Consider the following 23,017-nt stretch of genomic DNA (forward strand, 5'->3'; position numbering starts at 1 on the left):
CTTGTGAGAGCGAGCAAGCTCGTTCCTACAGAAAAATCAGGGCTCCAGGCCGATGGGGAAAAACTCGCCACCACTCCAGACGCCCAACCAGCGCTGCCCATCTATCTCACGGCTGACCGCAAGCTCCACCAATTGATAGAACACATTGCGATGAATCAGCGCTTCAAGATTGCTGCGCACATGAATGTAAGGCGCCGGTTCCTGGGTCTGGGGATCGATCATCACCCGCATCGGATGTTCCGGGCCGGCTTCGGTGACTTCCTCGACATTGGTGGTAAAGCGCAACAACTGCCCTTCCCCCTCTCCTTCGACCTCCAGGGTCACGGCCACGAACGGCGCATCATCGACCTTGATGCCGACTTTTTCCACAGGGGTAATCAGAAAGTAATCATCGCCGTCGCGGCGAATGATGGTGGAGAACAGCTTGACCATCGGCTTGCGTCCGATGGGGGTGCCCAGGTAGTACCAAGTGCCATCGCGGGCGATGCGCATGTCGATGTCGCCGCAGAAGTCAGGGTTCCACAAGTGGACCGGCGGCAGGCCTTTGGTCTTGGGGATCTGCCCCAGCAGGTCATTGGCTTTTTGCGGTCCGCTCATGGTGCCCCCTTCTGTTTATTCGTTGCTCATCCCCAACAAGCTGCGGGCGTACTCACGCAACGGCGCGGCGATGAGGTCTTGTGGCTGCTTGTCGTGCAACGTCAGCAAACCGCCACGACTCTTGATGCGTGCAGTATCAATCAAATACTGGGTGCTGGTCTCGATCAACATGATTTGAATCACACTGGTGTCGACACCCAGGCGATCCACCGCCTCTTCATCCAGCCATTCGTCGGTGTTGCCGATGCGGTTGTCCGCCTTGGCAAATCGGGTGTAGAGCAAATAGTGGGCACCGGCGGCACGCGCTTCACCCATCGCCTGATCGAGGCCTTCCGGGACCCGGGCGCGACGAACCATCGGGAAATATTCGATGAATCCATTGAAGGCTTCTTCAGCCACGACGTTGGGTCGCGGATAGGCGCTACCTGGCGGAGCAAAAGCGCCCTGAGCGATGTAGATGAAGGAATCCGGCTGGATGCGCAGGTTGTTTACACGGCGGCTGTCGCTATGGTCCAGCAGGCCGGCATCGCTCATGTGATAACGAACGCCCTCCCCCATATCGCTGACATTCATGCAGCCACCAAGCGTCAAAACGGTCAGCAGCAAAAACAGGCTACGCATCCTATCCTCCAAAAACCGGTGACGGAAAACCGGCGAATGGCCGTGGGATGCAGCTTTTGCGCCAGCTTGCAGGGTATGCGACTTGGAATACCTGTGGTGAGGGAGCTTGCTCCCGCAGGGCCGGTCCAACGCTTCGGCGTAGCGGCCCCTTTGCACGTTGCGACTGCTTCGCAGCCGAGCGGGAGCAAGCTCCCTCGCCACGAGAAGCCAGTCAGCCGCCAATGATTTTCATGATGGTCGCGCCACCCGAGAACGCTACTTCCTGCTTGTCTCCCAACGCCTTGACCAGCAAGCGCTGGAGCGCCGGCAACGCCTGGTGTCGGGGCTTGTCCAGCAGATCGCCGACGTAATGACGGTTGCTCGACGACAGGCAGCCGTGCAGCCAGCCAGTGGAAGACAACCGCAGTCGCGAACAGGTTCGGCAGAACGGCACGCTTTCGTTGGCGATCACGCCAAAGTGCCCGAGCCCGGGAATTTCATAGCGCACAGCCGTGGCATCGACGGGAGCGTCGGCTTGCAGATATTCGTATTGGTCGCCAATCAGGCCCAGCAGTTGCTGAAGGCTGACGAATTGCTGAAGGAACGCATTGGAATCCTTGGCCAGGTGCCCCATGCGCATCAACTCGATGAAGCGCAACTCATAGCCACGTTCCAGGCAGTATTCAAGCAACGGCATCACCTGATCGAGGTTCTGCCCGCGCAGCGGCACCATGTTGACCTTGATCTTCAGGCCCGCCGCCCGGGCCTGCTCCATGCCATCGAGCACAGTCGCCAGGTCTCCTCCGCGGGCTATGCTGCGAAACGCAGCGGCGTCCAGGGTGTCGAGGGAAACGTTGATCCGGCGGATACCGGCATTCATTAGCAGGGGCAGCTTCCTGGCCAGCAACTGGCCGTTGGTGGTCAGGCTGATGTCCTCAAGGCCCATCTGCCCCACCGCTGTCATGAAGCTCTCAAGCTTGGGGCTGACCAGCGGCTCGCCACCCGTGATGCGCAACCGCTCGATTCCGGCCGCTTCGATCAGATACGCCACGCCTCGCGCCATGGCCTCGGCCGACAGTTCATCCTGCGCAGCCACCAGCCGCTTGCCGTCAGGCACGCAGTAGGTACAGGCGTAATTGCAGGCTGAAGTCAGGCTGATCCGCAAATTGCGAAAACGCCTGCCTTGACGGTCAACGATCATGGATCACTCCGGCGAAAGAAGAATCGAGCCCGTGAAAATTGACCTAGAAATCAAGTTTTCGCAAGACCCAAGCCCGAGTATATTCCTGGGGCACTGCGCCATGTAAGCGGACATGGCGCAATTAAGCAGCTGAATGCCTCAACTGCTCGGCGTATCCGTGTCGCGCTTGCGCTTGTTTCCCATGCGCACACCGATATCCATCAGGAATTGGAAGAAGCCTTCCTGGTCTTCCAGCACATTGCTCCAGAACGGCGAGTGGTACAGCGCCACCGCGCCGTGCACCAGCGCCCAGGCAGCGCAGTAGTGGAAATACGGCGGGACGTCTTCAAGCTTGCCTTCGCTGATCCGGCCCTTGATCAGCAAGGTCAGGCGATCGAAATTCGAGGCGCGGATCTTGTGCAGCTCCTCGACCATTTCCGGCACCTGGTTGCCCTTGACCACCTTTTCTTCCAGGCGATCGAACAAGCGGTAACGCTGCGGGTCGCGCATGCGGAACTCGAAGTACGCTCGGGACAGCGCTTCCTTGTCCTTGTCGACATCGGCCGAATGCAACAGCTCGTTCAAATCCCGCTCGTAATCGAGCATCAGCCGCAGGTAGATCTCTGCCTTGGACTTGAAGTGTTTGTAAATCGTGCCTTTGCCGATACCCACGGCATCCGCAATCATCTCGACGGTGACGCTGTCTTCACCCTGATCGAGGAACAACTTGAGCGCGGTGTCGAGAATTTCCTGCTCGCGGCGACGAAACTCACGGACCTTACGAGGTTCTTTGTGCATAAGAAAAAGGTCTGAAGGGTCAAAATTCGAAGCCGGGTATTATGCCTAACTTACGCAAAAATGCACGGATCATCCGCGCACGGCCACAGTTCTTCACAAAACGGTGCGACCCCAGCTCCTCAGTTGGTAAGCGCGGACCCGCCTGGGCAGGCTTTGCCGGCAATGAGAACTTATCCGAAGCGAACGTATTCCAAATTTGTTTAAAAACGACCTCGGTCAAACTGGACTCATCGCCAGACTGATCAATACTTGAACTGTCGGCACGACATCTCCCCCAAGTGACGCGCCGATAAAGGTACCAACGGACCGCGTGCCTTTGTTTTACTCCTAATGGTCTTAACCCGGATTCACCCCCCAGAACCCGGGTTTTTTTTGCCTCGATTTCAGGCTCTTGCCGTACGGACCCGAGCCAACGGGAACAGCCGCTTGAAATTTTCGGTGGTTTGCTCCGCGAACCGGTCGTACGGTTCCCCCCGCAGCATCGCCAGGTATTCGGCAACCTCCCGGACATACTGCGGAAGGTTGGGCTTGCCACGATAAGGGATGGGCGCCAGATAAGGCGAGTCGGTTTCCACCAACAAACGATCGGCTGGCACTTTGCTTGCGACGTCGCGCAGGGCGTCGGCATTACGGAACGTGACGATGCCGGACAAGGAAATGTAATAACCCATGTCCAGGGCAGCCTTGGCCATATCCCAATCCTCGGTGAAGCAATGAAGCACACCGGCGTGGGGCAGCGCCGCGTCCCGCAGCAATGCCAAGGTATCGGCCCGCGCGCCACGGGTATGGATGATCACCGGCTTACCGGTCTGCCTGGCGGCCTCCAAGTGCAACCGGAACGACGCCTGCTGGACTTCGGCGGCCTCCGGCTCGTAGTGATAGTCGAGCCCGGTCTCGCCGATAGCCACGACTCGCGGATGATCGAGTTCGTGCAACAGCCAATCCAGGGCCGGCGTGGCATCGGGCTGCACATCCAGTGGGTGGATGCCCACCGAACAATCGACGTCTTCGTATCGTTCAGCCAGGCGCTTGACGTCGGCGGCGTTGTCGGCGCTGACACCGATGCAGAGGAAATGCCCCACCCCTCGCTGGCGCGCCGCATCCAACGCGGCGTCGAGGGATCCGCCATGGGCGGCGAGGTCAAGGCGATCGAGGTGGCAATGAGAGTCTACGAGCATAAGGGCCAGGCTACATCGTATGGGTGGGACGGTCGGACTTGAGCGTTCCGGCCAGGTGGGTTTCGATCTGGTTGCGAGCCGAGTTGTCGCCTTCGTTGAACTGCACGCCAACGCCGGCGGCCCGGTTGCCCTGGGCGCCTTTGGGAGTCATCCAGATCACCTTGCCGGCGACCGGGATTTTTTCCGGTTCGTCCATCAGGCTCAACAGCATGAACACCTCGTCGCCCAGGCGATAATTCTTGTTGGTGGGAATGAACAGGCCGCCGTTTTTGATAAACGGCATGTAGGCCGCGTAGAGCACCGACTTGTCCTTGATGGTCAGGGACAGAATGCCGTTGCGTGGTCCGGGACTGACAGGTTCGTTCATGCTGGTCTCCGCTGCGATTGAGCTGAGTCTAGTGCCTCTGTCAGGTACGACCAGGCAAACTCGCCCATTGCACCAACAGCGCCTCCAACAGCAATACGCGATTGAGGTTGGCCTTGCTCAACACCTTCTGACGTTGGGCAAGAATCCAGTCCTGGATGTTCAAGATTTTGTCCTGGCTGCTTTTTTGCGCCAGGTATTGGATGACTTTACGCATGTCGGTCAATCCGAGGCCGGCTTCGTCCTCGGTAAGCTGATAACGCAGGATCAGGCTCGACCAATCGCAGAACCAGTCAAACAACAGCAACAGGGGAATGGCGTTCCAGCCTTCGGCCAGTTGCGTTGGAGATTGTTGCTGCTTGAGCAGCTTCTTCACGCCGTCCACCACCAACGCCCGCTGCTCGCGCACGCCTTGGGCCTGCAGGCTGACGGCCGCCAGCGGCGAACCGGCGGCCAGGGTCAGCAGTTCGCCACGTTCCTCATCGGTGCTGTCAGGCATGGCCTGGGCGAGCCATTGCAAACTCATCGCCTGGCTGGGCAGCGGGCAGGCCTGCTGCACGCAGCGGCTCTTGATGGTCGGCAGCAAACGGCTCGGCTGATGACTGACCAGCAACAGGACGGTATCGCCGGAAGGCTCTTCGAGGCTCTTGAGCAAAGCGTTGGCGGCGTTGATGTTCATTGACTCAACCGGCTCGACCAGCACGACTTTGCGCCCGCCCATTTGCGAGGTCTGGACCACGAAGCTGACCAAGTCACGGACCTGGTCGACCTTGATCGCTTTGTCCGCTTCTTCAGGTTCCAGCACGTAATTGTCCGGATGACTGCCAGCCTTGAGCAGCAGGCACGATTTGCATTCCCCGCAGGCATTCGTGGCCGTCGGGGCCTGGCACAAAAGGCTCGCCATCAGGCGCTCGGCCAACGCCCGCTTGCCGATACCGGCCGGGCCATGCAACAGGTACGCGTGGGCATGCTGCGTGCGGCCGGCCAGTTGCTGCCAGAGACCGTCCTGCCAGGGATAGGCTTCAGCCACGGGCACGCTCCAGCAACCCGGGCAACACCGCATCCAGCGATTGCTGGACCTGGGTCAACGGCTGCGCGGCATCGATCAACAGGTAACGCGTCGGATCGGCCTTGGCGCGCTCGATGAAGGCGTCGCGCACGGCATTGAAGAACGTTGCCCCTTCAAGCTCGAAGCGATCCAGCCTGCCACGAGCGCTGGCCCGCGCCAGGCCGATTTCCACCGGCAGGTCGAAAACCAGGGTCAGGTCCGGCCGCAGGTCGCCCTGGACGAACGTTTCCAGCGCAGCGATACGCTCGACGGACAAGCCTCGGCCACCGCCCTGGTAGGCGTAAGTCGAATCGGTGAAGCGGTCACAAAGCACCACGGCTCCTCGGGCCAGCGCCGGTCGAATCACTTCGGCCAGGTGCTGCGCCCTGGCAGCGAACACCAACAACAACTCAGCGTCAGGGTTCATGACTTCTTCAAGGGGCGCCAGCAACACCTCGCGAATCCGCTCGGCCAGCGGCGTACCGCCCGGCTCGCGGGTCAAGACCACCTCGATGCCGGCGGCCTGGAGGCGTCCGGCGAGGTATTCGCGGTTGGTGCTCTTGCCGGCGCCTTCCGGGCCTTCCAGCGTGATAAACAAACCAGTCACGGGGCGATCCTTAGTCAAAGTCATTGCGGGTTCGGTGGCTCACTGGCATCCGGTTCGGGGGCCGGATCCTGAGGCGGCACCTGGGGCCCGTCTTGCGGCGCGGTATCAGGTGACGCGGCGGGAATCGGCGCCGAATCTTCAGGTGTGGCCGGGGCCGGGCTGGAGCGGTAGTCGGCGCGACGTTTGAGCTGGTATTCACGCACCGCATTGTTGTGCGACTCCAGATCATCGGAAAACACATGGCTGCCGTCGCCCCGCGCAACAAAGTAAAGGCTGTTGCCGTCGGCCGGGTTCAATGCTGCGTGAATCGCCTCGCGCCCGACCATCGCGATAGGCGTAGGCGGCAGGCCCGGCACCAGGTAGGTGTTGTAGGGATTGGGTTCTTTCAGATGGGAACGGGTGAGCTTGCCGGTGTAGCGCTCCCCCAGGCCGTAGATCACAGTGGGATCGGTCTGCAGCAGCATGCCCAGGCGCAGGCGCCGCACGAACACCCCGGCAATCTGACCCCGTTCCTGAGGCACACCGGTTTCCTTTTCTATCAGCGAAGCCATGATCAATGCTTGATAGGGTTGGGTGTAGGGCACGTCGGCGGCCCGTTGCGCCCATTCCTTGGCAAGCACATCGTCGAGCCGCTCGTAGGCTTTCTTCAGCAGGTCGGCATCCGATGTACCGCGCACGAATCGGTAGGTGTCCGGGAAGAACCGACCCTCCGGAAATACGCCGGAATGGCCAAGGCGATCCATGACCTGGCTATCACTCAGGCCGGCGAGCGTCTGCTCGAGCTTTTCATCCTTGGCCAACGCCGCGCGCACCTGGCGAAAGTTCCAGCCCTCCACCAGCGTCACGCTGTACTGCACCACTTCACCGCGCTTCCAGACGCCGATCAGGCCTTCCATCGTCATGCCCGGCACCATCCGGTATTCACCAGTGTGCAACGGCTGGCCGGCAAGATTGAAACGCCAATAGACGCGCAGCCAGAACGCATCCTTGATCAGGCCATCGGCTTCGAGACGATTGAGGGTTCCGGTCGGCGTGGTCCCATTGGGCACATCCAGCAACTCTTCCTGGGTGATGTTCAACGGCTGCTGCAGCGCCGAATGAATTTTCCAGGCCGAAGCGCCCAACAACAGCCCTGCCAGAACCAGTCCGGTCTCCAGCAACAACAAGAATTTACGTCTCACGAATCAAGCATCCAATAGCGCACGGGCAAGGGCCTGCAGTTTACGGGTGAGCGGGCCAACGGGCCAGCGCGCCGAACCGCATCCGCGTACCGGCCACACGCCATAAACGCTGTTGCAGACCATGACTTCATCGGCCTGGTGCAGCTGTTCGAGGCTGATGTCGGAGATTTGCGTGGCGATGCCTTGGGACTTGGCTTGAAACAATAATTCGGCGCGCATCACACCGGCCACGCCACAACGACTCAGGTCCGCTGTGAACAGAACGCCATCGCGCACCAGGAACAGGTTGCTGAAGACGCCTTCGATCACCCGTCCGGACGTATCAAGCATCAATCCCTCGGCATGTTCGATGTCGCGCCACTCGGCGCGGGCCAGCACTTGCTCCAGGCGATTGAGGTGCTTGAGGCCGGCGAGCAAGGGCTGTTCGGACAAACGCACGGTGCAGGGGAACATTTGGATGCCTTGTTCGGCATGGGTGGCGGGATAAGCAGCCGGCAGGCTTCCTTGCAGAATACGCCTGGCCGGACTCGACGGATCGGCCGCATAACCACGCAGGCTGTTGCCCCGGGTCACGATGAGTTTCAACACGCCATTGCCCAGGCGCTGGGCATAGGCGCTCAGCTCAGCACCCAGCACGCTCAAGTCGACGTTGAACGCCAGACGCTGGCAACCGGCCTCCAGACGCTGCAGGTGGCGCTCCAGCAGTACAGGTGCGCCATTGCGCACGGCGATGGTCTCGAACAGCCCATCGCCATAAGCCAGGCCGCGATCTTTCAGCGACAGGACGTCTGCCGGCTGACCGTCGACCCAGCTTTCCATCAACCGGCGAACCGGCGGAACACCAGCGATCCGTTGGTTCCGCCAAAGCCGAAGGAGTTGGACAACACCACATCGATGTCCATGCTGCGGGCCGTATGCGGCACGAAGTCAAGGTCGCAACCTTCGTCCGGCTCATCGAGGTTGATGGTCGGCGGCGCGGTCTGGCTATTGATCGCCAGTACGCTGAAGATGGCTTCCACCGCCCCCGCCGCACCCAACAAGTGACCGGTCATGGACTTGGTGGAACTGACGGCCAGCTTGTAGGCGTGCTCGCCAAACACCGTCTTGATCGCCTGGGCTTCAGCGAGGTCACCCGCCGGGGTCGAAGTGCCGTGGGCGTTGATGTACTGGACCTGCTCGCCATTGATCTTCGCATCACGCAAGGCATTGGCAATGCAGCGGGCAGCACCAGCGCCATCGGCCGGTGGCGACGTCATGTGGTACGCATCGCCGCTGGTACCAAAGCCGATCAGCTCGGCATAAATGGTCGCACCGCGAGCTTTGGCGTGCTCCAATTCTTCGAGCACCAGCGCACCGGCGCCATCGGACAGCACGAAGCCGTCGCGGCCCTTGTCCCAAGGTCGGCTGGCCCGTGCAGGCTCATCGTTGCGGGTCGACAGCGCGCGGGAGGCGCCGAAACCGCCCATGCCCAGACCGCAGGCCGCCATTTCGGCGCCGCCGGCGATCATCACGTCGGCTTCGTCGTACATGATGTTGCGCGCGGCCATGCCGATGCAGTGGGTGCCGGTGGTGCACGCCGTGGCGATGGCATAGTTAGGCCCCTGTGCACCAAGGTGGATGGACAGGAAACCGGAAATCATATTGATGATCGAGCCCGGCACGAAGAACGGAGAAATCCGTCGCGGCCCCGAATCATGCAGCGTGCGGCTGGTTTCTTCGATATTGGTCAAGCCACCAATACCTGAACCCATTGCCACGCCGATGCGCTCGCGGTTGGCGTCGGTGACTTCCAGGCCGGCGTTACGCACTGCCTGAAAACCGGCAGCCAAGCCGTATTGAATGAACAGGTCAAGCTTGCGAGCTTCCTTGACCGACAGGTATTCCTCGACATTGAAGCCCTTTACCGAGCCGCCAAAACGGGTGGAATAGGCAGAAAGGTCGGTGTGTTCGATCAGACCAATGCCACTACGGCCAGCCAGAATGCCCTGCCAGCTGCTCGGCACATCCGTGCCCAGTGGCGACAACATACCCATACCGGTGACTACGACGCGTCTACGCGACACAGCACTCTCCTTTTTCAAATGACGACTTTGCATCAGGCCTAAAGAAAAAACCGCACGCCGTGATGGCAGTGCGGTTTTTCCATGACAGCTAGCGACGACTGAATACGATTACGCCTGGTGGCTGGTAACGTAGTCGATAGCAGCTTGTACAGTAGTGATCTTTTCAGCTTCTTCGTCAGGAATCTCGGTCTCGAATTCCTCTTCCAGAGCCATCACCAGCTCAACGGTGTCAAGGGAGTCGGCACCCAGGTCTTCAACGAAGGAAGCGGTGTTCACAACTTCTTCTTCTTTAACGCCCAGTTGCTCGGCAACGATTTTCTTGACGCGCTCTTCGATGGTGCTCATACCTTGTTTTCACTCCTAATGGACAAATTCAGGCAGCTGGCCGGTGGGTAAGTGTATAGAAAGACTTTTCGGTTTTTCAACCGAAAGCTTCACTCCTCGAACCTGGGGCCCGCCGCCTATAAATAGATTGCAGCTTTATAACGGATTTTAGACAGCTCGTATGACATTTTTTTGAAGCAATCCGTCACATTTAACTCATGTACATCCCGCCGTTCACCGGGATTGTAGCCCCAGTCACGTATGCCGCACCGTCCGAAGCAAGAAAAGCGACCACGGACGCGATTTCTTGAGCTTGCCCCAGACGACCCAGCGGAATCTGTGTCAACAAGGCTTCACGCTGCGCTTCCGGCAGTTCACGGGTCATGTCGGTGTCGATGAAACCCGGTGCGACCGAGTTTACCGTAATCGAGCGCGAACCGACTTCTCGTGCCAGCGCACGGCTGAAACCTTCCAGACCGGCCTTCGCTGCAGCATAGTTTACTTGGCCTGCGTTGCCCATGGCACCCACAACCGAGCCGATACTGATAATTCGGCCCCAACGAGCCTTGGTCATGCCACGCAGGACGCCCTTGGACAGCCGGTACAGGCTGTTCAAGTTGGTATCGACCACGTCGAACCACTCGTCATCTTTCATGCGCATCATCAGGTTATCGCGGGTGATACCGGCATTGTTGACCAGGATCGCCGGCGCGCCGAACTGCTCCTGAATGCTGGACAATACCGCCGCAACAGACTCATCGCTGGTCACGTTGAGCTCAAGACCGGTGCCCTGGATGCCGTTTTCCTTCAAGGTGGCGGCGATACGCTCGGCGCCCGAAGCGGACGTCGCGGTGCCGACAACGATGGCGCCTTGGCGACCCAGTTCCAGGGCGATGGCCTGGCCGATGCCGCGGCTTGCACCGGTCACCAGTGCAACTTTACCTTGCAGACTCATGCAAGCTTCTCCTGTTCAGGCTTGCGCTGCGCGAGCGGCAGCGAAAGCGTCTGGGGTGTTGAGGTTGGAAGTGGACACGCCTTCGGCGCAGCGCTTGTTCAGGCCTGCCAGCACTTTGCCAGGACCGCACTCGACCAGTTCGGTCGCACCCTTGGCTGCCAGCATCTGGACCGATTCAACCCAACGAACCGGCTTGTAGAGCTGCTCCAGCAGGTCCCGCTTGAGGGTTTCCAGGTCTGCTGCGACGTTGGCGCTGACGTTCTGCACCACGGGAATCTGCGGAGCCTGCCAGTCGATGGCGGCGATGGACTCGGCAAAACGCTCGGCGGCTGGACGCATCAGCTCGCAATGCGACGGCACACTGACCGGTAACGGCATGGCGCGCTTGGCACCACGGGTCTTGCAACCCTCAATGGCGCGCTCGACGGCGGCCTTGGCCCCCGCGATGACCACCTGGCCCGGGGAGTTGAAGTTGACCGCACTGACCACGTCACCCTGAGCCGCTTCGGCACACGCTGCCAACACGTCGGCGTCTTCCAGGCCGAGGATCGCGGCCATGCCGCCCTGCCAGGCCGGAACGGCTTCCTGCATCAATTGGCCACGACGTTCCACCAGCTTCACCGCGTCGCCGAGACTCAGGCTACCCGCAGCCACCAGGGCGCTGTATTCGCCCAGGCTGTGGCCGGCGACAAACGCCGGGCGCGCGCCGCCCTCGGCCAACCATAGGCGCCACAGCGCAACGGAGGCCGTCAGGATTGCCGGCTGGGTTTTATCGGTTTGATTGAGTTGCTCTTCCGGCCCTTGCTGGGTCAGTGCCCACAAGTCGTAGCCGAGTGCATCGGATGCTTCTTTGAATGTTTCGAGGATCAGCGGGTATTGCGCGCCCAGCTCGGCCAGCATGCCGAGGGACTGCGAGCCCTGTCCTGGAAAGACGAATGCGAGGGAAGCAGACATGAAAACAAAGCCCCTAATGATCTTGTCGTCAAAAATTGACGCCCCTGGGGGCGCTAGGAAACTGACAGTTGGATGACGGCTTGAACCGACCGGTCACATTTAAGCATTGTCGGACGAAAACGCCTAAGTTAACAAATCCTCGAGGCGCCCATGAAGGCGTTCCGGCAGGTTTTCCTGGATCTCGATCACCGCCCGGTTAATGGCGCTTTGAAACCCCTGCACCCCGGCCGAACCATGGCTCTTGATCACGATACCTTGCAACCCCAGGAAACTTGCACCGTTGTGCCGCGCCGGCGCCAGGTCCGCCTGCAACCGACGCATCAACGGCAGCGCGAGCGCACCCACCACCCGCGAGGCCAAACTCTGCTTGAACAACGCCTCGATGCGCTGCCCGATCATGGTGGCCAATCCCTCGCTGGACTTGAGCAGGATATTGCCAACGAAGCCGTCACACACCACCACATCGGCCTCGCCGCGATACAAGCCATCGCCTTCGACGAATCCGATGTAATTGATGCCCGGTGCATTTTGTAACAAAGTCGCCGCCAGCTTGACCTGCTGGTTGCCCTTGATCTCTTCGGTGCCAATGTTCAGCAGCGCCACGCGAGGACGCGCAATGCCAAGGGTCTGCGCCGCAACCGAACCCATCACGGCGAATTGCAGCAGGTGCTCGGCGCTGCAATCGACGTTCGCGCCCAGATCAAGCAATTGGCAGAACCCGCGCTGAGTCGGGATCGCCGCCACCATTGCCGGACGATCGATGCCCGGCAACGTTTTGAGCACGTAGCGCGACAGCGCCATCAGCGCCCCGGTATTGCCTGCACTGACGCACGCCTGCACCTTGCCATCGCGCAACAACTCCAGGGCCACCCGCATCGACGCGTCAGGCTTGCCGCGCAGGGCCTGGGCTGGCTTTTCGTCCATGGCGATGACTTCGGACGCGGGCATGATCGACAGGCGCGCGCGATCCGCAGCCGATTGGCCGCCGAGCAGTTCTTCTAGAAGGGAGGGTTGACCGACAAGGGTCAGGTGCAGCGAGGGCGTGGCACGCAGGCAAGCAAGGCTGGCCTGGACAATGCTGCGGGGACCGAAGTCCCCGCCCATTGCGTCAATCGCGATGACTTGAGCGGACAAGTGATTACTCGTCAGCGCCCTTGTCGATCACTTTACGGCCACGGTATACGCCTTCTGGCGATACGTGGTGACGCAGGTGAACTTCACCAGTGGTTTTTTCTACAGACAGGGTGCTAGCCTCGAGAGCGTCGTGCGAACGGCGCATGTCACGGGCAGAGCGGGATTTTTTGTTCTGCTGAACAGCCATAATTGATTAACTCCTAAACGTTTGGGTCACGCTTTAACTGCGCCAATACACTGAACGGGTTGGACCGCGTTACCTCGTCCTCGCTCGGTTCGGGCTCATCTGCTCCCGCCGGCTGCTGGCATTCTTCCGGATGATGAGCAGGCACAATGGGCAAGGCGAGCAAAAGCTCCTCCTCGATCAGTGACTGCAGATCCAAAGGATCTTCGCCCAGTTCCAGCACGTCATAACCTTTCGGCAACGACTGGGTATTCGCACCCTCCTTCACCACCGCGTAACTGCATTCGCTGTGGATCGGCAGGGTGACCAGCTCAAGACAACGCTGGCAAACCATTTTGACTTCAGTGTCGATAAAGCTGTGGATTACCACAGATTTACGTTCATCTCGTTCAAAAACGAATTTGGCCTGGACCGTACCGACATCGTCGGAAAGCGGATCGCAGAGTCTCTTCAAATCGGCCAGCAGCAGTTCACCTTGGAGGGTGGTGCCACGATCAGCCAATTTGCGCGGGTCAACGTGAGGTGGAATCGGGTCATTCAACATAGGCGCAGCATTATAGGGATGCACCGGGCCATGTCAAAGGAAATTCAGCCCTGTCCATCACTTGCGTGCCTGGCTAGAATCCTTCCCTGCCCATCGGAGATAGCCATGCTGCCCTTATTACTCGCTTCAAGCTCGGTTTACCGCCGGGAACTGCTGGCCCGCCTGGGGCTGCCATTCGTCTGCAGTTCGCCGGACATCGACGAAAACCGTCACGCCGACGAACCTGCGGCCCAACTGGTAAAGCGCCTGGCCCGGGAGAAAGCCCTGGCACTCGCCGACAGCCACCCAGGCCACCTGATCATCGGCTCGGATCAGGTCGCCGTGCTCGGCGACCGCATTCTGGGCAAGCCTCACACATTCGAAAATGCCCGTGAGCAACTGATGGCCGCCAGCGGCGCCAGAGTGACATTCCTGACCGGCCTGGCCCTGCTTAACAGCCAGACCGGCAGATGCCAGGTCGACTGCGTACCCTTCACCGTGAATATGCGGGCATTGGATCAAGCTCGCGTAGAGCGCTATCTGCGCGCCGAGCAGCCGTACGACTGCGCCGGCAGCTTCAAGGCCGAGGGCCTGGGCGTGAGCCTGTTCCAGAGCACCGAAGGCCCGGACGCCACAAGCCTGATCGGCCTACCGCTGATTCGCCTTGTGGATATGTTGCTGGCTGAGGGCGTGCAGGTTCCCTGAAACCCCAGACAACCCATTTGTGGCGAGGGGCCCCGCCAGAGCCTAGCGCAACGCCGGCCCCTGGAAGCCCATCCACATCGCCAAGTGCTCAGCGATGCTCGCCCCCAACTTCTTGGAGAAGCGATCGAACGGCGATTCTTCGATAGTGAAATCCACCAGGTCTTTCTGACCGATTACATCCCGAGCCACGGAGCTGGCACTGCCCAGGCCATCGATCAAGCCCAGCGGCAGAGCCTGCTCGCCAGACCAGACCAGCCCGGAAAAAAGCTCCGGATGCTCGTTGTCTTTCAAACGCTCGCCCCGACCCTTCTTGACGCTGGCGATGAATTGCTTGTGAGTGGTGTCCAGCACGCCTTGCCAGAATGCGGTTTCCTCCGGCTTTTGCGGCTGGAACGGATCAAGAAACGATTTATGCTCGCCTGAGGTGTAGACCCGCCGCTCCACGCCCAGCTTCTCCATGGTGCCGACAAACCCGTAGCCGGCCGCCGTTACACCAATGGAGCCTACCAGGCTGGCCTTGTCGGCGTAGATCTGGTCCGCCGCACTGGCGATGTAGTAGGCCCCGGACGCACCGAGATCGGCGATCACCGCGTAGACCTTGATGTCTGGATGCAACCCGCGCAACCGAACGATTTCGTCATAGACGTAACCCGACTGAACCGGGCTACCGCCCGGGCTGTTGATGCGCAACACCACACCCTTGACCTTTGGATCCTCGAACGCCGCCCGCAGGCTGCCGACAATATTGTCCGCGCTTGCAGGTTCCTTGTCGGCGATCATGCCTTCGATGTCGATCAGCGCCGTATAAGCCGAGCCGCTCACGGCCCCCTTCTCTATGCTCATCAGCGGCGTAAACAGCATTAGCGCGACAAAGAGATAGATGAACGTCAGCAGCTTGAAGAAAATCCCCCAGCGACGGGACCGGCGCTGCTCCTGGACGCTAGCCAGCAACGTCTTCTCCAGCAGCTTCCAGCTTTTATCGTCACCGCTCTCGGCGCTCGCCTTGGCCGGTGCCTTCCATTCATCCGTCATGCACGCATCTCCATCAGAACTTAATCGGCACGCTGGCTCAACCAAGCGTGCAATTGCGCAAAATGGTCGATCGCCAGGCACGGCTCGAAGGCCTTGAGCGCCTCGATCGTCTGCGCGCCATAGCTGACAGCCACCGACCCCATGCCTGCGTTACGGGCCATTTGCAGGTCGAACGATGAGTCGCCGACCATCAGCGCCTGGCCAGCGGACACATTGCAATGAGCCAGGATCTGCTCAAGCATCAGAGGATGTGGCTTGCTCGCCGTTTCATCCGCGGCACGAGTGATATCGAAATAATCTTCCCAACCATGCGCCTTCAATACCCGATCCAGCCCACGCCTGGCCTTGCCGGTCGCGACCGCCAGCCGATACCCCTCCTCCCGCAAGGCCCCGAGGGTTTGCACCACGCCGTCAAACAGCGGCGAAGGCTCGGCTTCCAGGGCAATGTAGTGATCGGCGTAGTGCTGGCGAAAAACGATCAGCTCTTGATCATCGATTTCCGGGTACAGGCTTCGAATCGCCTCCGGCAAGCCGAGACCGATGATGCCTTTTACCGCGAAATCATCCCGCCGGGGAAACCCCGTGCGATCCGACGCAACGTGCATCGCATCCACGATCCGACCGATGGAGTTCGCCAGAGTGCCATCCCAATCGAATATGAGCAGCTTGTAGTCAGGATGCACTCAACCGCTCCACGGTCTTGGCCCACATGTCATCCACGGGAGCCTGCAGCTTCAGCTCGCCGCCGTCAGGCAACGGCACCGTCAACATATAGGCATGGAGAAACAGGCGCTTGCCGCCCAAGTCACGGATTTCCTTGGTGAAATCGTCATCGCCGTATTTGCTGTCGCCGGCGATGCAGTGCCCGGCATGCAGAGTGTGCACGCGGATCTGGTGGGTACGCCCGGTGACCGGCTTGGCCTCCACCATGGTGGCAAAGTCGCCGAAGCGTCGAAGCACCTTGAATACGGTCAGCGCTTCCTTGCCTTCCTCGTTGACCTCCACCATGCGCTCGCCTGAACGCAGGTTACTCTTGAGCAACGGGGCGCGGACCTGCTTGACAGAGGTCTCCCAGCGGCCACGCACCAACGCCATGTAGCGCTTGTCGACGCCATCGCCGCGCAATTGCTCGTGCAGGTGGCGCAGCATGCTGCGCTTCTTTGCGATCATCAGCAGGCCGGAGGTGTCGCGGTCGAGACGATGGACCAACTCCAATTCCTTGGCGTCCGGACGCAACTGACGAAAGGCTTCGATCACACCGAAATTAAGGCCGCTGCCGCCATGGACCGCAATACCCGCAGGCTTGTTGACCACGATCAGGGCCTTGTCTTCGAAGACGATGGCAGCCTCCAGGCGTTGCAACAGGCCCTGGGCCAAAGGCACCGGCTCGTCACGTTCCGGCACGCGAACCGGTGGTACACGCACGACATCACCGGCCTGCAGCTTGTATTCGGGCTTGATCCGACCTTTGTTCACCCGCACTTCGCCTTTGCGCAAAATGCGATAGATCAAGGTCTTGGGCACACCTTTGAGCCGGGCAAGGAGAAAATTATCGATTCGTTGGCCGGCATATTCCGGCGAGACCTCGAGCAGTTGAACGCCAGGGGTCGAAGGGGCAGTAGTCGTCATGGCGGCGATCATAACAATTTTTTATGGAATTGAAGCACTTAATCATTGCTGCTATAGTCGCGAACGCCGCCAAAAGTGGCTGGACAGCGGACTAACGGTCAAAAACCGGCCCTGACCAACGCAATTCACGAGGACGAGAGGCCGTCCTACGGGGTTCTTGCTACGTAACGGCAGAGTTTGCAGGTGCAACGAGCGCAGGTGACATGAGGCCTGAAATACGCCGCAAAGCAGAGTTCTGACTCGCCTTGCGCGCCACATTCACGGCCAGTTCACAAAGTGCAGTCACCCGGGAACGACCCCGAGCGAGAGCTTCGGAAACAACGCCTAAATTAGCCATGATGCGTGACTTCCCCTTTCGGAGCTCACGGTAAATGCCAACCCGCTGCGGATTCTGCGCGCGGCAGCACCCGAACTATCAGGGATACGTGTAGGGTGGAGATGTACAACCGTCGGACTGTGTAGCACTAGGCTTATATTTAGACGCTTCATCTCGTCCACAGGCGCCGGTTGATTCCTCCTCCTGACTGAGTGCTTGAGTACCAGCAAGCAGGACGCGTCCGTCGCGACTTCGCCATCATTGGGTCGAACTCGCTGGACACTGGAATGGCCCCGCCATTTCCAGGACGCACCTGACACCGACCGTGAGAAGTCGTGTGTGCCGAACGCCGTTTCCGGCAGCCCGGAAACCGACGGTACTACATGAAAAGAATGCTGATTAACGCAACTCAACCCGAAGAGTTGCGTGTTGCACTGGTAGACGGCCAGCGCCTCTACGACCTGGATATCGAATCCGGTGCACGCGAGCAAAAGAAGGCCAATATCTATAAAGGCCGGATTACTCGCATCGAACCAAGCCTTGAGGCTGCCTTTGTCGATTTCGGCTCCGAGCGCCATGGCTTCCTGCCCCTCAAAGAAATCTCCCGCGAATACTTCAAGAAAGCCCCTGAAGGCCGCGTCAACATCAAGGACGTGCTGAGCGAAGGCCAGGAAGTCATCGTCCAGGTTGAAAAAGAAGAGCGTGGCAACAAGGGCGCCGCCCTGACCACCTTCATCAGCCTCGCTGGCCGTTACCTGGTCCTGATGCCGAACAACCCACGCGCCGGCGGCATCTCCCGCCGCATCGAGGGCGAAGAGCGCAACGAACTGCGTGAAGCCCTCAACGGCCTGGTAGCCCCCGCCGACATGGGTCTGATCGTGCGCACTGCCGGCCTGGGCCGCAGCAGCGAAGAAATGCAGTGGGACCTCGACTACCTGCTGCAACTGTGGACCGCCATCAAAGAAGCATCGCTGGATCGCTCCGCGCCGTTCCTGATCTACCAGGAAAGCAACGTGATCATCCGCGCCATCCGCGATTACCTGCGCCAGGACATCGGCGAAGTATTGATCGACAGCGTCGAAGCCCAGGACGAAGCCCTGACCTTCATTCGCCAGGTGATGCCGCAGTACGCCAGCAAGATCAAGCTCTACGAAGACAGCGTTCCGCTGTTCAACCGCTTCCAGATCGAAAGCCAGATCGAGACCGCCTTCCAGCGCGTCGTCGAGCTGCCGTCCGGCGGTTCCATCGTCATCGATCCGACCGAAGCCCTGGTGTCCATCGACATCAACTCGGCGCGCGCCACCAAAGGCAGCGACATCGAAGAGACAGCCCTGCAGACCAACCTTGAAGCCGCCGAGGAAATCGCCCGTCAGTTGCGCCTGCGCGACATCGGCGGCCTGATCGTCATCGACTTCATCGACATGACCCCGGCCAAGAACCAGCGCGCCGTGGAAGAAAAAGTCCGTGAATGCCTGGAAGCCGATCGCGCCCGCGTACAGGTCGGCCGTATCTCGCGCTTCGGCCTGCTGGAAATGTCCCGTCAGCGCCTGCGTCCATCCCTGGGCGAAAGCAGCGGCATCGTTTGCCCACGCTGCAGCGGCACCGGCATCATTCGTGACGTTGAATCGCTGTCCCTGGCGATCCTGCGCCTGATCGAAGAAGAAGCCCTGAAGGACCGCACCGCCGAAGTTCGCGCCCAGGTGCCGATCCCGGTCGCTGCGTTCCTGCTCAACGAAAAACGCAACTCGATCACCAAGATCGAACTGCGCACCCGCGCCCGCATCGTGATCCTGCCGAACGATCATCTCGAGACGCCGCACTTCGAAGTGCAGCGCCTGCGTGATGACAGCCCGGAAGCCCACACCAACCAGTCCAGCTACGAAATCGCCGCTGCCGCTGCCGAAGTGGAAGACATCCAGCCGGCCGCCGCCACTCGCACCCTGGTTCGCCAGGAGGCAGCGGTCAAGACCGCTCCGGCCCGCGCCAACGCTCCGGTTCCGACCGAAGTGACCGCTCCGGTTGCCGCCCCGGCCGCCGCCCCGGAACCGAGCCTGTTCAAAGGCCTGGTGAAGTCGCTGGTCAGCCTGTTCGCCACCAAGGAAGAGCCGGCTGCCCCAACCGTCGTCGCCAAGCCCGCCGCTTCCGAGCGTCCGGCCCGCAACGAAGAACGCCGCAACGGTCGCCAGCAGACCCGCAACCGCAACGGTCGTCGCGACGAAGAGCGCAAGCCGCGCGAAGAACGTGCCCCGCGTGAAGAGCGTGCGCCACGTGAGCCGCGTGAAGAGCGCCAACCTCGCGAAGCCCGTGAGGAAGCGCCGGCCGTAGCCCGCGAAGAGCGCGCACCGCGTCCGCCGCGTGAAGAACGCCAACCGCGTGCGCCGCGTGAAGACCGCAAGCCTCGCGGCGAGCGTGAAGAACGCGTTCGCGAACTGCGAGAGCCATTGGATGCGACCCCGGCCGTTGCCGCCGCCGTCGCTGAAGAGCGTCCGGCTCGCCAGCCTCGTGAAGAGCGCGCACCGCGTCCTCCACGCGAGGAACGCCAGCCACGCGCCGAGCAGGCAGCCGCCGCTGCCAGCGAAGAAGAAGTGCTGAACACCGAAGAGCAGTTGCAGGAAGACGGCCAGGACACCGCCGAAGGCGATCGTCCACGCCGCCGCTCCCGTGGCCAGCGTCGTCGCAGCAACCGTCGTGAGCGTCAGCGCGACGCCAATGGCAACGTGATCGAAGGTTCGGAAGAATCCGAATCCACCGAGAACGCCGAAACGCCAAGCGCTGCTGACCTGGCCGCTGGCCTGGCGGTCACTGCGGCAGTTGCCAGCAGCGCGATCAGCGCCCCGGCCGAAGCCCAGGCAAACGAGCAGGCTGAACGTGCCACCGCTGCGGTGGAAAACGCGCCGGTTGAAGCGCCTGTGGTCGAATCCTCTGCCCCGGTGGAAGCTACCGCTTCACCTGAAGTGGAACTCGCACCGGCATCCGAAGCCCAGCCTGAAGTTGAAGTCGCCGCCGAGCCTGCGCCGATCGTCGAAGCACCCGTTGTTGCTGCCGAGCCGGTTGTCGAAGCACCGATCGAGGAAAAGGCGCCAGAGCCTGCCCGCGAAGAGCAGACTGCGTTCAACTGGACCGCGGAGCCAGCCGCAACGGCCGCCGTTGTCGAGCCTGAGCCGACGCCAGAGCCCGTGAAAGCGGCCGAGCCAGAAGTGGTCGAACCTGCTCCAGTGGTCGAAGCGCCCGTGGTTGTCGAAGCACCTGCCCCGGTTGAAGAGCCTGCCCCTGTCAGCGCCTTGACTCCGAACGGTCGCGCTCCAAACGATCCGCGCGAAGTGCGTCGCCGCAAGCGTGAAGCCGAGCGTCTGCAGAAGGAAGCCGAACAAGCTGCCGCTGCCGCCGCCCAAGCCCCTGCTGCCGAGCCCGCTCCGGCCGTGGAAGAAGTCGCCGAGGCAGCTCCTGCCCCGGTCGCCGAAACCCCGGTTGAACCGGCTCCGACGTTTGACGAACCTCAGCACACCGCTGAAGAAGTCGCACCGCGTCACACTGAAGCGCTGGAAAAAGAGCACGAGCCTAAACCTCACGCTTAATCCCACCGCCCAGTAAAAAAGCCCCGCCTGGTGATGCCAGGCGGGGCTTTTTCATGCACGCAGATATACAAACACATCCTTGCTCGCGATGGCGCCGGCTCAGCTTGCAACCAGGGTGAATGCCAGACCGCTATCGTGAGCAGGCTCGCTCCCACAGGGGATTCGGGCCGGCTTCAGGATTTATATCCACTGAAGATCCAATGTGGGAGCGAGCCTGCTCGCGATGGCGCCGGCTCAGCTTGCAACCAGGGTGAATGCGAGACCGCTATCGCGAGCAGGCTCGCTCCCACAGGGGATTCGGGCCGGCTTCAGGATTTATATCCACTGAAGATCCAATGCGGGAGCGAGCCTGCTCGCGATGGCGCCGGCTCAGCTTGCACCCGTGGGGAATGCTAGACCGCTATCGCGAGCAAGCTCGCTCCCACAGGGGATTCGGGCCGGCCTCAGGATTTATATCCACTGAAGATCCAATGTGGGAGCGAGCCTGCTCGCGATGGCGCCGGCTCAGCTTGCACCCGTGGGGAATGCTAGACCGCTATCGCGAGCAAGCTCGCTCCCACAGGGGATTCGGGCCGGCCTCAGGATTTATATCCACTGAAGATCCAATGTGGGAGCGAGCCTGCTCGCGATGGCGCCGGCTCAGCTTGCAACCATGGTGAATGCAAGACCGCTATCGCGAGCAGGCTCGCTCCCACAGGGGATTCGAGCCAGGCACAGGATTTATATCCACTGAAGATCCAATGCGGGAGCGAGCCTGCTCGCGATGGCGCCAGCTCAGCTTGCAACCATGGTGAATGCCAGACCGCTATCGCGAGCAGGCTCGCTCCCACAGGGGATTCGGGCCGGCCTCAGGATTTATATCCACTGAAGATCCAATGTGGGAGCGAGCCTGCTCGCGATGGCGCCGGCTCAGCTTGCACCCGTGGGGAATGCTAGACCGCTATCGCGAGCAAGCTCGCTCCCACAGGGGATTCGGGCCGGCTTTAGGATTTATATCCACTGAAGATCCAATGTGGGAGCGAGCTTGCTCGCGATGGCGCCGGCTCAGCTTGCATCCATGGTGGATGCCAGACGGCTATCGCGAGCAGGCTCGCTTCCACAGGGGATTCGGGCCGGCTTCAGGATTTATACCCACTGAAGATCCAATGTGGGAGCGAGCTTGCTCGCGATGGCGCCGGCTCAGCTTGCAACCAGGGTGAATGCCAGACCGCTATCGCGAGCAGGCTCGCTCCCACAGGGGATTCGGGCCGGCTTCAGGATTTATACCCACTGAAGATCCAATGTGGGAGCGAGCTTGCTCGCGATGGCGCCGGCTCAGCTTGCAACCAGGGTGAATGCCAGACCGCTATCGCGAGCAGGCTCGCTCCCACAGGGGATTCGGGCCAGGCGCAGGATTTCTATCCCCTAAAGCTCTCACACGGGATGTGCAGCCGACACCAGTCATGGTCCATCGTCGATGGTTTATTTGAAGGCCAGCGCCTCTGGCACATCGACATCCCAGGTTACGCCAGGGTCGTCCACCGGAACCTCAAGCACTTGCGCTCCGATAAACAGCGCCTTGGCACCAAAATCCCCGGTCAGTGCCATCAGTTTCGGCCCGAACCCACGACCAAATCCCACCGGGTGTCCGTACTCACCGGTGAGGACCGGCACGCTGATGCCCTCCTCGCTAATTACCGCGGCCACTTGCTCGATGCTCGACGACGGGATGAAAGGCATATCGCCCAGCATAATCAGCCAGCCATCGGCATCCGGGCAGGCCTGGACACCCGCGGCAATGCTATCCCCCAGGCCGGGGGAGTTCAGTTCCACAATATCGCAGCCATAGGCCTGGGCCATGCGAATGGCTTGCGGCCGGTCGTTGTTCACCACCAGAACGCGCCGTTCCAAGGATGCCGGCAGGTTGACCAACACATGCTCGATTACCGATCTGACGGCGCCGTCACGCCCCGTGCAGTCGGCCAGCAACTTATCCTTGTCCGCGCCGGCTACCTGACGAAAGCGACTGCCCGATCCCGCCGCCAGGATGATCACGCCAATCGACTTTTCCATACGCCCTCCTCGTCCACG

The 23,017-nt window shown here is 60.8% G+C and carries 23 protein-coding genes; 2 read left to right on the forward strand and 21 right to left on the reverse strand.

Annotated features, from left to right (window positions below; translation table 11 throughout):
* Nucleotides 1-36: 36 nt before the first annotated feature.
* From DOCECA_RS14635 to DOCECA_RS14715, 17 genes are all read right to left on the reverse strand, one after another.
* On the reverse strand, nt 37-597 hold the full coding sequence (locus tag DOCECA_RS14635) for a DUF1285 domain-containing protein (RefSeq protein WP_420767193.1): 561 nt from the start codon (nt 595-597) through the stop codon (nt 37-39).
* Between the two features lie 15 nt (nt 598-612).
* A complete protein-coding gene (locus tag DOCECA_RS14640) occupies nt 613-1,218 on the reverse strand; it encodes a DUF4823 domain-containing protein (RefSeq protein ID WP_039593661.1) in 606 nt (201 codons plus the stop codon).
* 211 nt (nt 1,219-1,429) lie between these two features.
* Nucleotides 1,430-2,398 (reverse strand): GTP 3',8-cyclase MoaA, encoded by a 969-nt coding sequence (locus DOCECA_RS14645; protein WP_420767192.1) that lies wholly within the window; start codon nt 2,396-2,398, stop codon nt 1,430-1,432.
* A gap of 138 nt (nt 2,399-2,536) precedes the next feature.
* On the reverse strand, nt 2,537-3,175 hold the full coding sequence (locus tag DOCECA_RS14650; RefSeq protein WP_039593659.1) for a TetR/AcrR family transcriptional regulator: 639 nt from the start codon (nt 3,173-3,175) through the stop codon (nt 2,537-2,539).
* Nucleotides 3,176-3,558: 383 nt separating this feature from the next.
* Nucleotides 3,559-4,353 (reverse strand): TatD family hydrolase, encoded by a 795-nt coding sequence (locus tag DOCECA_RS14655; protein ID WP_434607096.1) that lies wholly within the window; start codon nt 4,351-4,353, stop codon nt 3,559-3,561.
* A 10-nt stretch (nt 4,354-4,363) separates the two neighbouring features.
* Entirely contained in the window at nt 4,364-4,720 is a 357-nt protein-coding gene (locus DOCECA_RS14660; RefSeq protein WP_186611513.1) for a PilZ domain-containing protein, read from the reverse strand.
* 40 nt (nt 4,721-4,760) lie between these two features.
* Nucleotides 4,761-5,747 carry a DNA polymerase III subunit delta' gene (locus DOCECA_RS14665; RefSeq protein WP_434560006.1) on the reverse strand — a complete coding sequence of 329 codons (987 nt, stop codon included), beginning with the start codon at nt 5,745-5,747 and terminating at the stop codon, nt 4,761-4,763.
* Nucleotides 5,740-6,372, reverse strand: a complete 633-nt coding sequence (gene tmk / locus DOCECA_RS14670) for a dTMP kinase (RefSeq protein WP_434607102.1) — start codon at nt 6,370-6,372, stop codon at nt 5,740-5,742. The genes DOCECA_RS14665 and tmk overlap by 8 nt, the downstream gene beginning before the upstream one ends.
* Nucleotides 6,373-6,392: 20 nt before the next feature.
* Nucleotides 6,393-7,553: an endolytic transglycosylase MltG gene (mltG, locus tag DOCECA_RS14675; RefSeq protein ID WP_434560010.1), complete on the reverse strand. Its 1,161-nt coding sequence runs from the start codon at nt 7,551-7,553 to the stop codon at nt 6,393-6,395.
* A gap of 3 nt (nt 7,554-7,556) precedes the next feature.
* A complete protein-coding gene (pabC, locus tag DOCECA_RS14680) occupies nt 7,557-8,372 on the reverse strand; it encodes an aminodeoxychorismate lyase (protein WP_445570732.1) in 816 nt (271 codons plus the stop codon).
* Nucleotides 8,372-9,616, reverse strand: a complete 1,245-nt coding sequence (gene fabF / locus DOCECA_RS14685) for a beta-ketoacyl-ACP synthase II (protein ID WP_109754384.1) — start codon at nt 9,614-9,616, stop codon at nt 8,372-8,374. The genes pabC and fabF overlap by 1 nt, the downstream gene beginning before the upstream one ends.
* 108 nt (nt 9,617-9,724) lie before the next feature.
* Nucleotides 9,725-9,961 carry an acyl carrier protein gene (gene acpP / locus DOCECA_RS14690; protein ID WP_003175607.1) on the reverse strand — a complete coding sequence of 79 codons (237 nt, stop codon included), beginning with the start codon at nt 9,959-9,961 and terminating at the stop codon, nt 9,725-9,727.
* Between the two features lie 190 nt (nt 9,962-10,151).
* The gene (gene fabG / locus DOCECA_RS14695; protein WP_420767185.1) at nt 10,152-10,895 is read right to left on the reverse strand and encodes a 3-oxoacyl-ACP reductase FabG; all 744 of its coding nucleotides are present in this window, start codon (nt 10,893-10,895) and stop codon (nt 10,152-10,154) included.
* Nucleotides 10,896-10,910: 15 nt separating this feature from the next.
* Nucleotides 10,911-11,849, reverse strand: coding sequence for an ACP S-malonyltransferase (fabD, locus tag DOCECA_RS14700; RefSeq protein WP_445570733.1), 939 nt, complete (start codon nt 11,847-11,849; stop codon nt 10,911-10,913).
* Between the two features lie 123 nt (nt 11,850-11,972).
* Entirely contained in the window at nt 11,973-12,983 is a 1,011-nt protein-coding gene (plsX, locus tag DOCECA_RS14705; RefSeq protein WP_420767183.1) for a phosphate acyltransferase PlsX, read from the reverse strand.
* Between the two features lie 4 nt (nt 12,984-12,987).
* On the reverse strand, nt 12,988-13,170 hold the full coding sequence (rpmF, locus tag DOCECA_RS14710) for a 50S ribosomal protein L32 (RefSeq protein ID WP_003179396.1): 183 nt from the start codon (nt 13,168-13,170) through the stop codon (nt 12,988-12,990).
* A gap of 13 nt (nt 13,171-13,183) precedes the next feature.
* Nucleotides 13,184-13,711: a YceD family protein gene (locus DOCECA_RS14715; RefSeq protein WP_003204262.1), complete on the reverse strand. Its 528-nt coding sequence runs from the start codon at nt 13,709-13,711 to the stop codon at nt 13,184-13,186.
* 105 nt (nt 13,712-13,816) lie between these two features.
* Here DOCECA_RS14715 and DOCECA_RS14720 point away from each other — a divergent pair, with 105 nt between their 5' ends.
* A complete protein-coding gene (locus tag DOCECA_RS14720; RefSeq protein ID WP_420767182.1) occupies nt 13,817-14,395 on the forward strand; it encodes a Maf family protein in 579 nt (192 codons plus the stop codon).
* A gap of 42 nt (nt 14,396-14,437) precedes the next feature.
* Here the strand turns inward: DOCECA_RS14720 and DOCECA_RS14725 are convergent, their stop codons facing one another.
* The 3 genes from DOCECA_RS14725 to rluC are packed head-to-tail and all read right to left on the reverse strand — an operon-like array spanning nt 14,438 to nt 17,056.
* Nucleotides 14,438-15,427, reverse strand: a complete 990-nt coding sequence (locus DOCECA_RS14725; protein ID WP_445570734.1) for a S49 family peptidase — start codon at nt 15,425-15,427, stop codon at nt 14,438-14,440.
* Between the two features lie 20 nt (nt 15,428-15,447).
* Nucleotides 15,448-16,110, reverse strand: a complete 663-nt coding sequence (locus tag DOCECA_RS14730) for an HAD-IA family hydrolase (RefSeq protein WP_420767180.1) — start codon at nt 16,108-16,110, stop codon at nt 15,448-15,450.
* Nucleotides 16,100-17,056 carry a 23S rRNA pseudouridine(955/2504/2580) synthase RluC gene (gene rluC, locus DOCECA_RS14735; protein ID WP_434560020.1) on the reverse strand — a complete coding sequence of 319 codons (957 nt, stop codon included), beginning with the start codon at nt 17,054-17,056 and terminating at the stop codon, nt 16,100-16,102. The genes DOCECA_RS14730 and rluC overlap by 11 nt, the downstream gene beginning before the upstream one ends.
* Nucleotides 17,057-17,755: 699 nt before the next feature.
* Between rluC and rne the strand changes: the two genes are divergently transcribed.
* Complete coding sequence (rne, locus tag DOCECA_RS14740) at nt 17,756-20,947, forward strand: ribonuclease E (protein WP_434648549.1); 3,192 nt, start codon at nt 17,756-17,758, stop codon at nt 20,945-20,947.
* A gap of 1,461 nt (nt 20,948-22,408) precedes the next feature.
* On the opposite strand, the gene DOCECA_RS14745 is transcribed toward rne, so the two are convergent.
* The gene (locus DOCECA_RS14745) at nt 22,409-22,999 is read right to left on the reverse strand and encodes a nucleotidyltransferase family protein (RefSeq protein WP_445570735.1); all 591 of its coding nucleotides are present in this window, start codon (nt 22,997-22,999) and stop codon (nt 22,409-22,411) included.
* Nucleotides 23,000-23,017: the final 18 nt, after the last annotated feature.

The organism is Pseudomonas sp. E102 (assembly GCF_052660185.1).

What these genes read in the sequence shown, in the direction of transcription:
- DOCECA_RS14640 (WP_039593661.1), bottom strand. Translation starts at nt 1,218, where the DNA reads ATGCGTAGCCTGTTTTTGCTGCTGACCGTTTTGACGCTTGGTGGCTGC.
- rluC (WP_434560020.1), bottom strand. Translation starts at nt 17,056, where the DNA reads ATGACGACTACTGCCCCTTCGACCCCTGGCGTTCAACTGCTCGAGGTC.
- pabC (WP_445570732.1), bottom strand. Translation starts at nt 8,372, where the DNA reads ATGGAAAGCTGGGTCGACGGTCAGCCGGCAGACGTCCTGTCGCTGAAA.
- DOCECA_RS14660 (WP_186611513.1), bottom strand. Translation starts at nt 4,720, where the DNA reads ATGAACGAACCTGTCAGTCCCGGACCACGCAACGGCATTCTGTCCCTG.
- acpP (WP_003175607.1), bottom strand. Translation starts at nt 9,961, where the DNA reads ATGAGCACCATCGAAGAGCGCGTCAAGAAAATCGTTGCCGAGCAACTG.
- rne (WP_434648549.1), top strand. Translation starts at nt 17,756, where the DNA reads ATGAAAAGAATGCTGATTAACGCAACTCAACCCGAAGAGTTGCGTGTT.
- DOCECA_RS14745 (WP_445570735.1), bottom strand. Translation starts at nt 22,999, where the DNA reads ATGGAAAAGTCGATTGGCGTGATCATCCTGGCGGCGGGATCGGGCAGT.
- DOCECA_RS14725 (WP_445570734.1), bottom strand. Translation starts at nt 15,427, where the DNA reads ATGACGGATGAATGGAAGGCACCGGCCAAGGCGAGCGCCGAGAGCGGT.
- rpmF (WP_003179396.1), bottom strand. Translation starts at nt 13,170, where the DNA reads ATGGCTGTTCAGCAGAACAAAAAATCCCGCTCTGCCCGTGACATGCGC.
- DOCECA_RS14645 (WP_420767192.1), bottom strand. Translation starts at nt 2,398, where the DNA reads ATGATCGTTGACCGTCAAGGCAGGCGTTTTCGCAATTTGCGGATCAGC.
- DOCECA_RS14720 (WP_420767182.1), top strand. Translation starts at nt 13,817, where the DNA reads ATGCTGCCCTTATTACTCGCTTCAAGCTCGGTTTACCGCCGGGAACTG.
- DOCECA_RS14655 (WP_434607096.1), bottom strand. Translation starts at nt 4,353, where the DNA reads ATGCTCGTAGACTCTCATTGCCACCTCGATCGCCTTGACCTCGCCGCC.
- fabG (WP_420767185.1), bottom strand. Translation starts at nt 10,895, where the DNA reads ATGAGTCTGCAAGGTAAAGTTGCACTGGTGACCGGTGCAAGCCGCGGC.
- fabD (WP_445570733.1), bottom strand. Translation starts at nt 11,849, where the DNA reads ATGTCTGCTTCCCTCGCATTCGTCTTTCCAGGACAGGGCTCGCAGTCC.
- DOCECA_RS14650 (WP_039593659.1), bottom strand. Translation starts at nt 3,175, where the DNA reads ATGCACAAAGAACCTCGTAAGGTCCGTGAGTTTCGTCGCCGCGAGCAG.
- DOCECA_RS14715 (WP_003204262.1), bottom strand. Translation starts at nt 13,711, where the DNA reads ATGTTGAATGACCCGATTCCACCTCACGTTGACCCGCGCAAATTGGCT.
- DOCECA_RS14635 (WP_420767193.1), bottom strand. Translation starts at nt 597, where the DNA reads ATGAGCGGACCGCAAAAAGCCAATGACCTGCTGGGGCAGATCCCCAAG.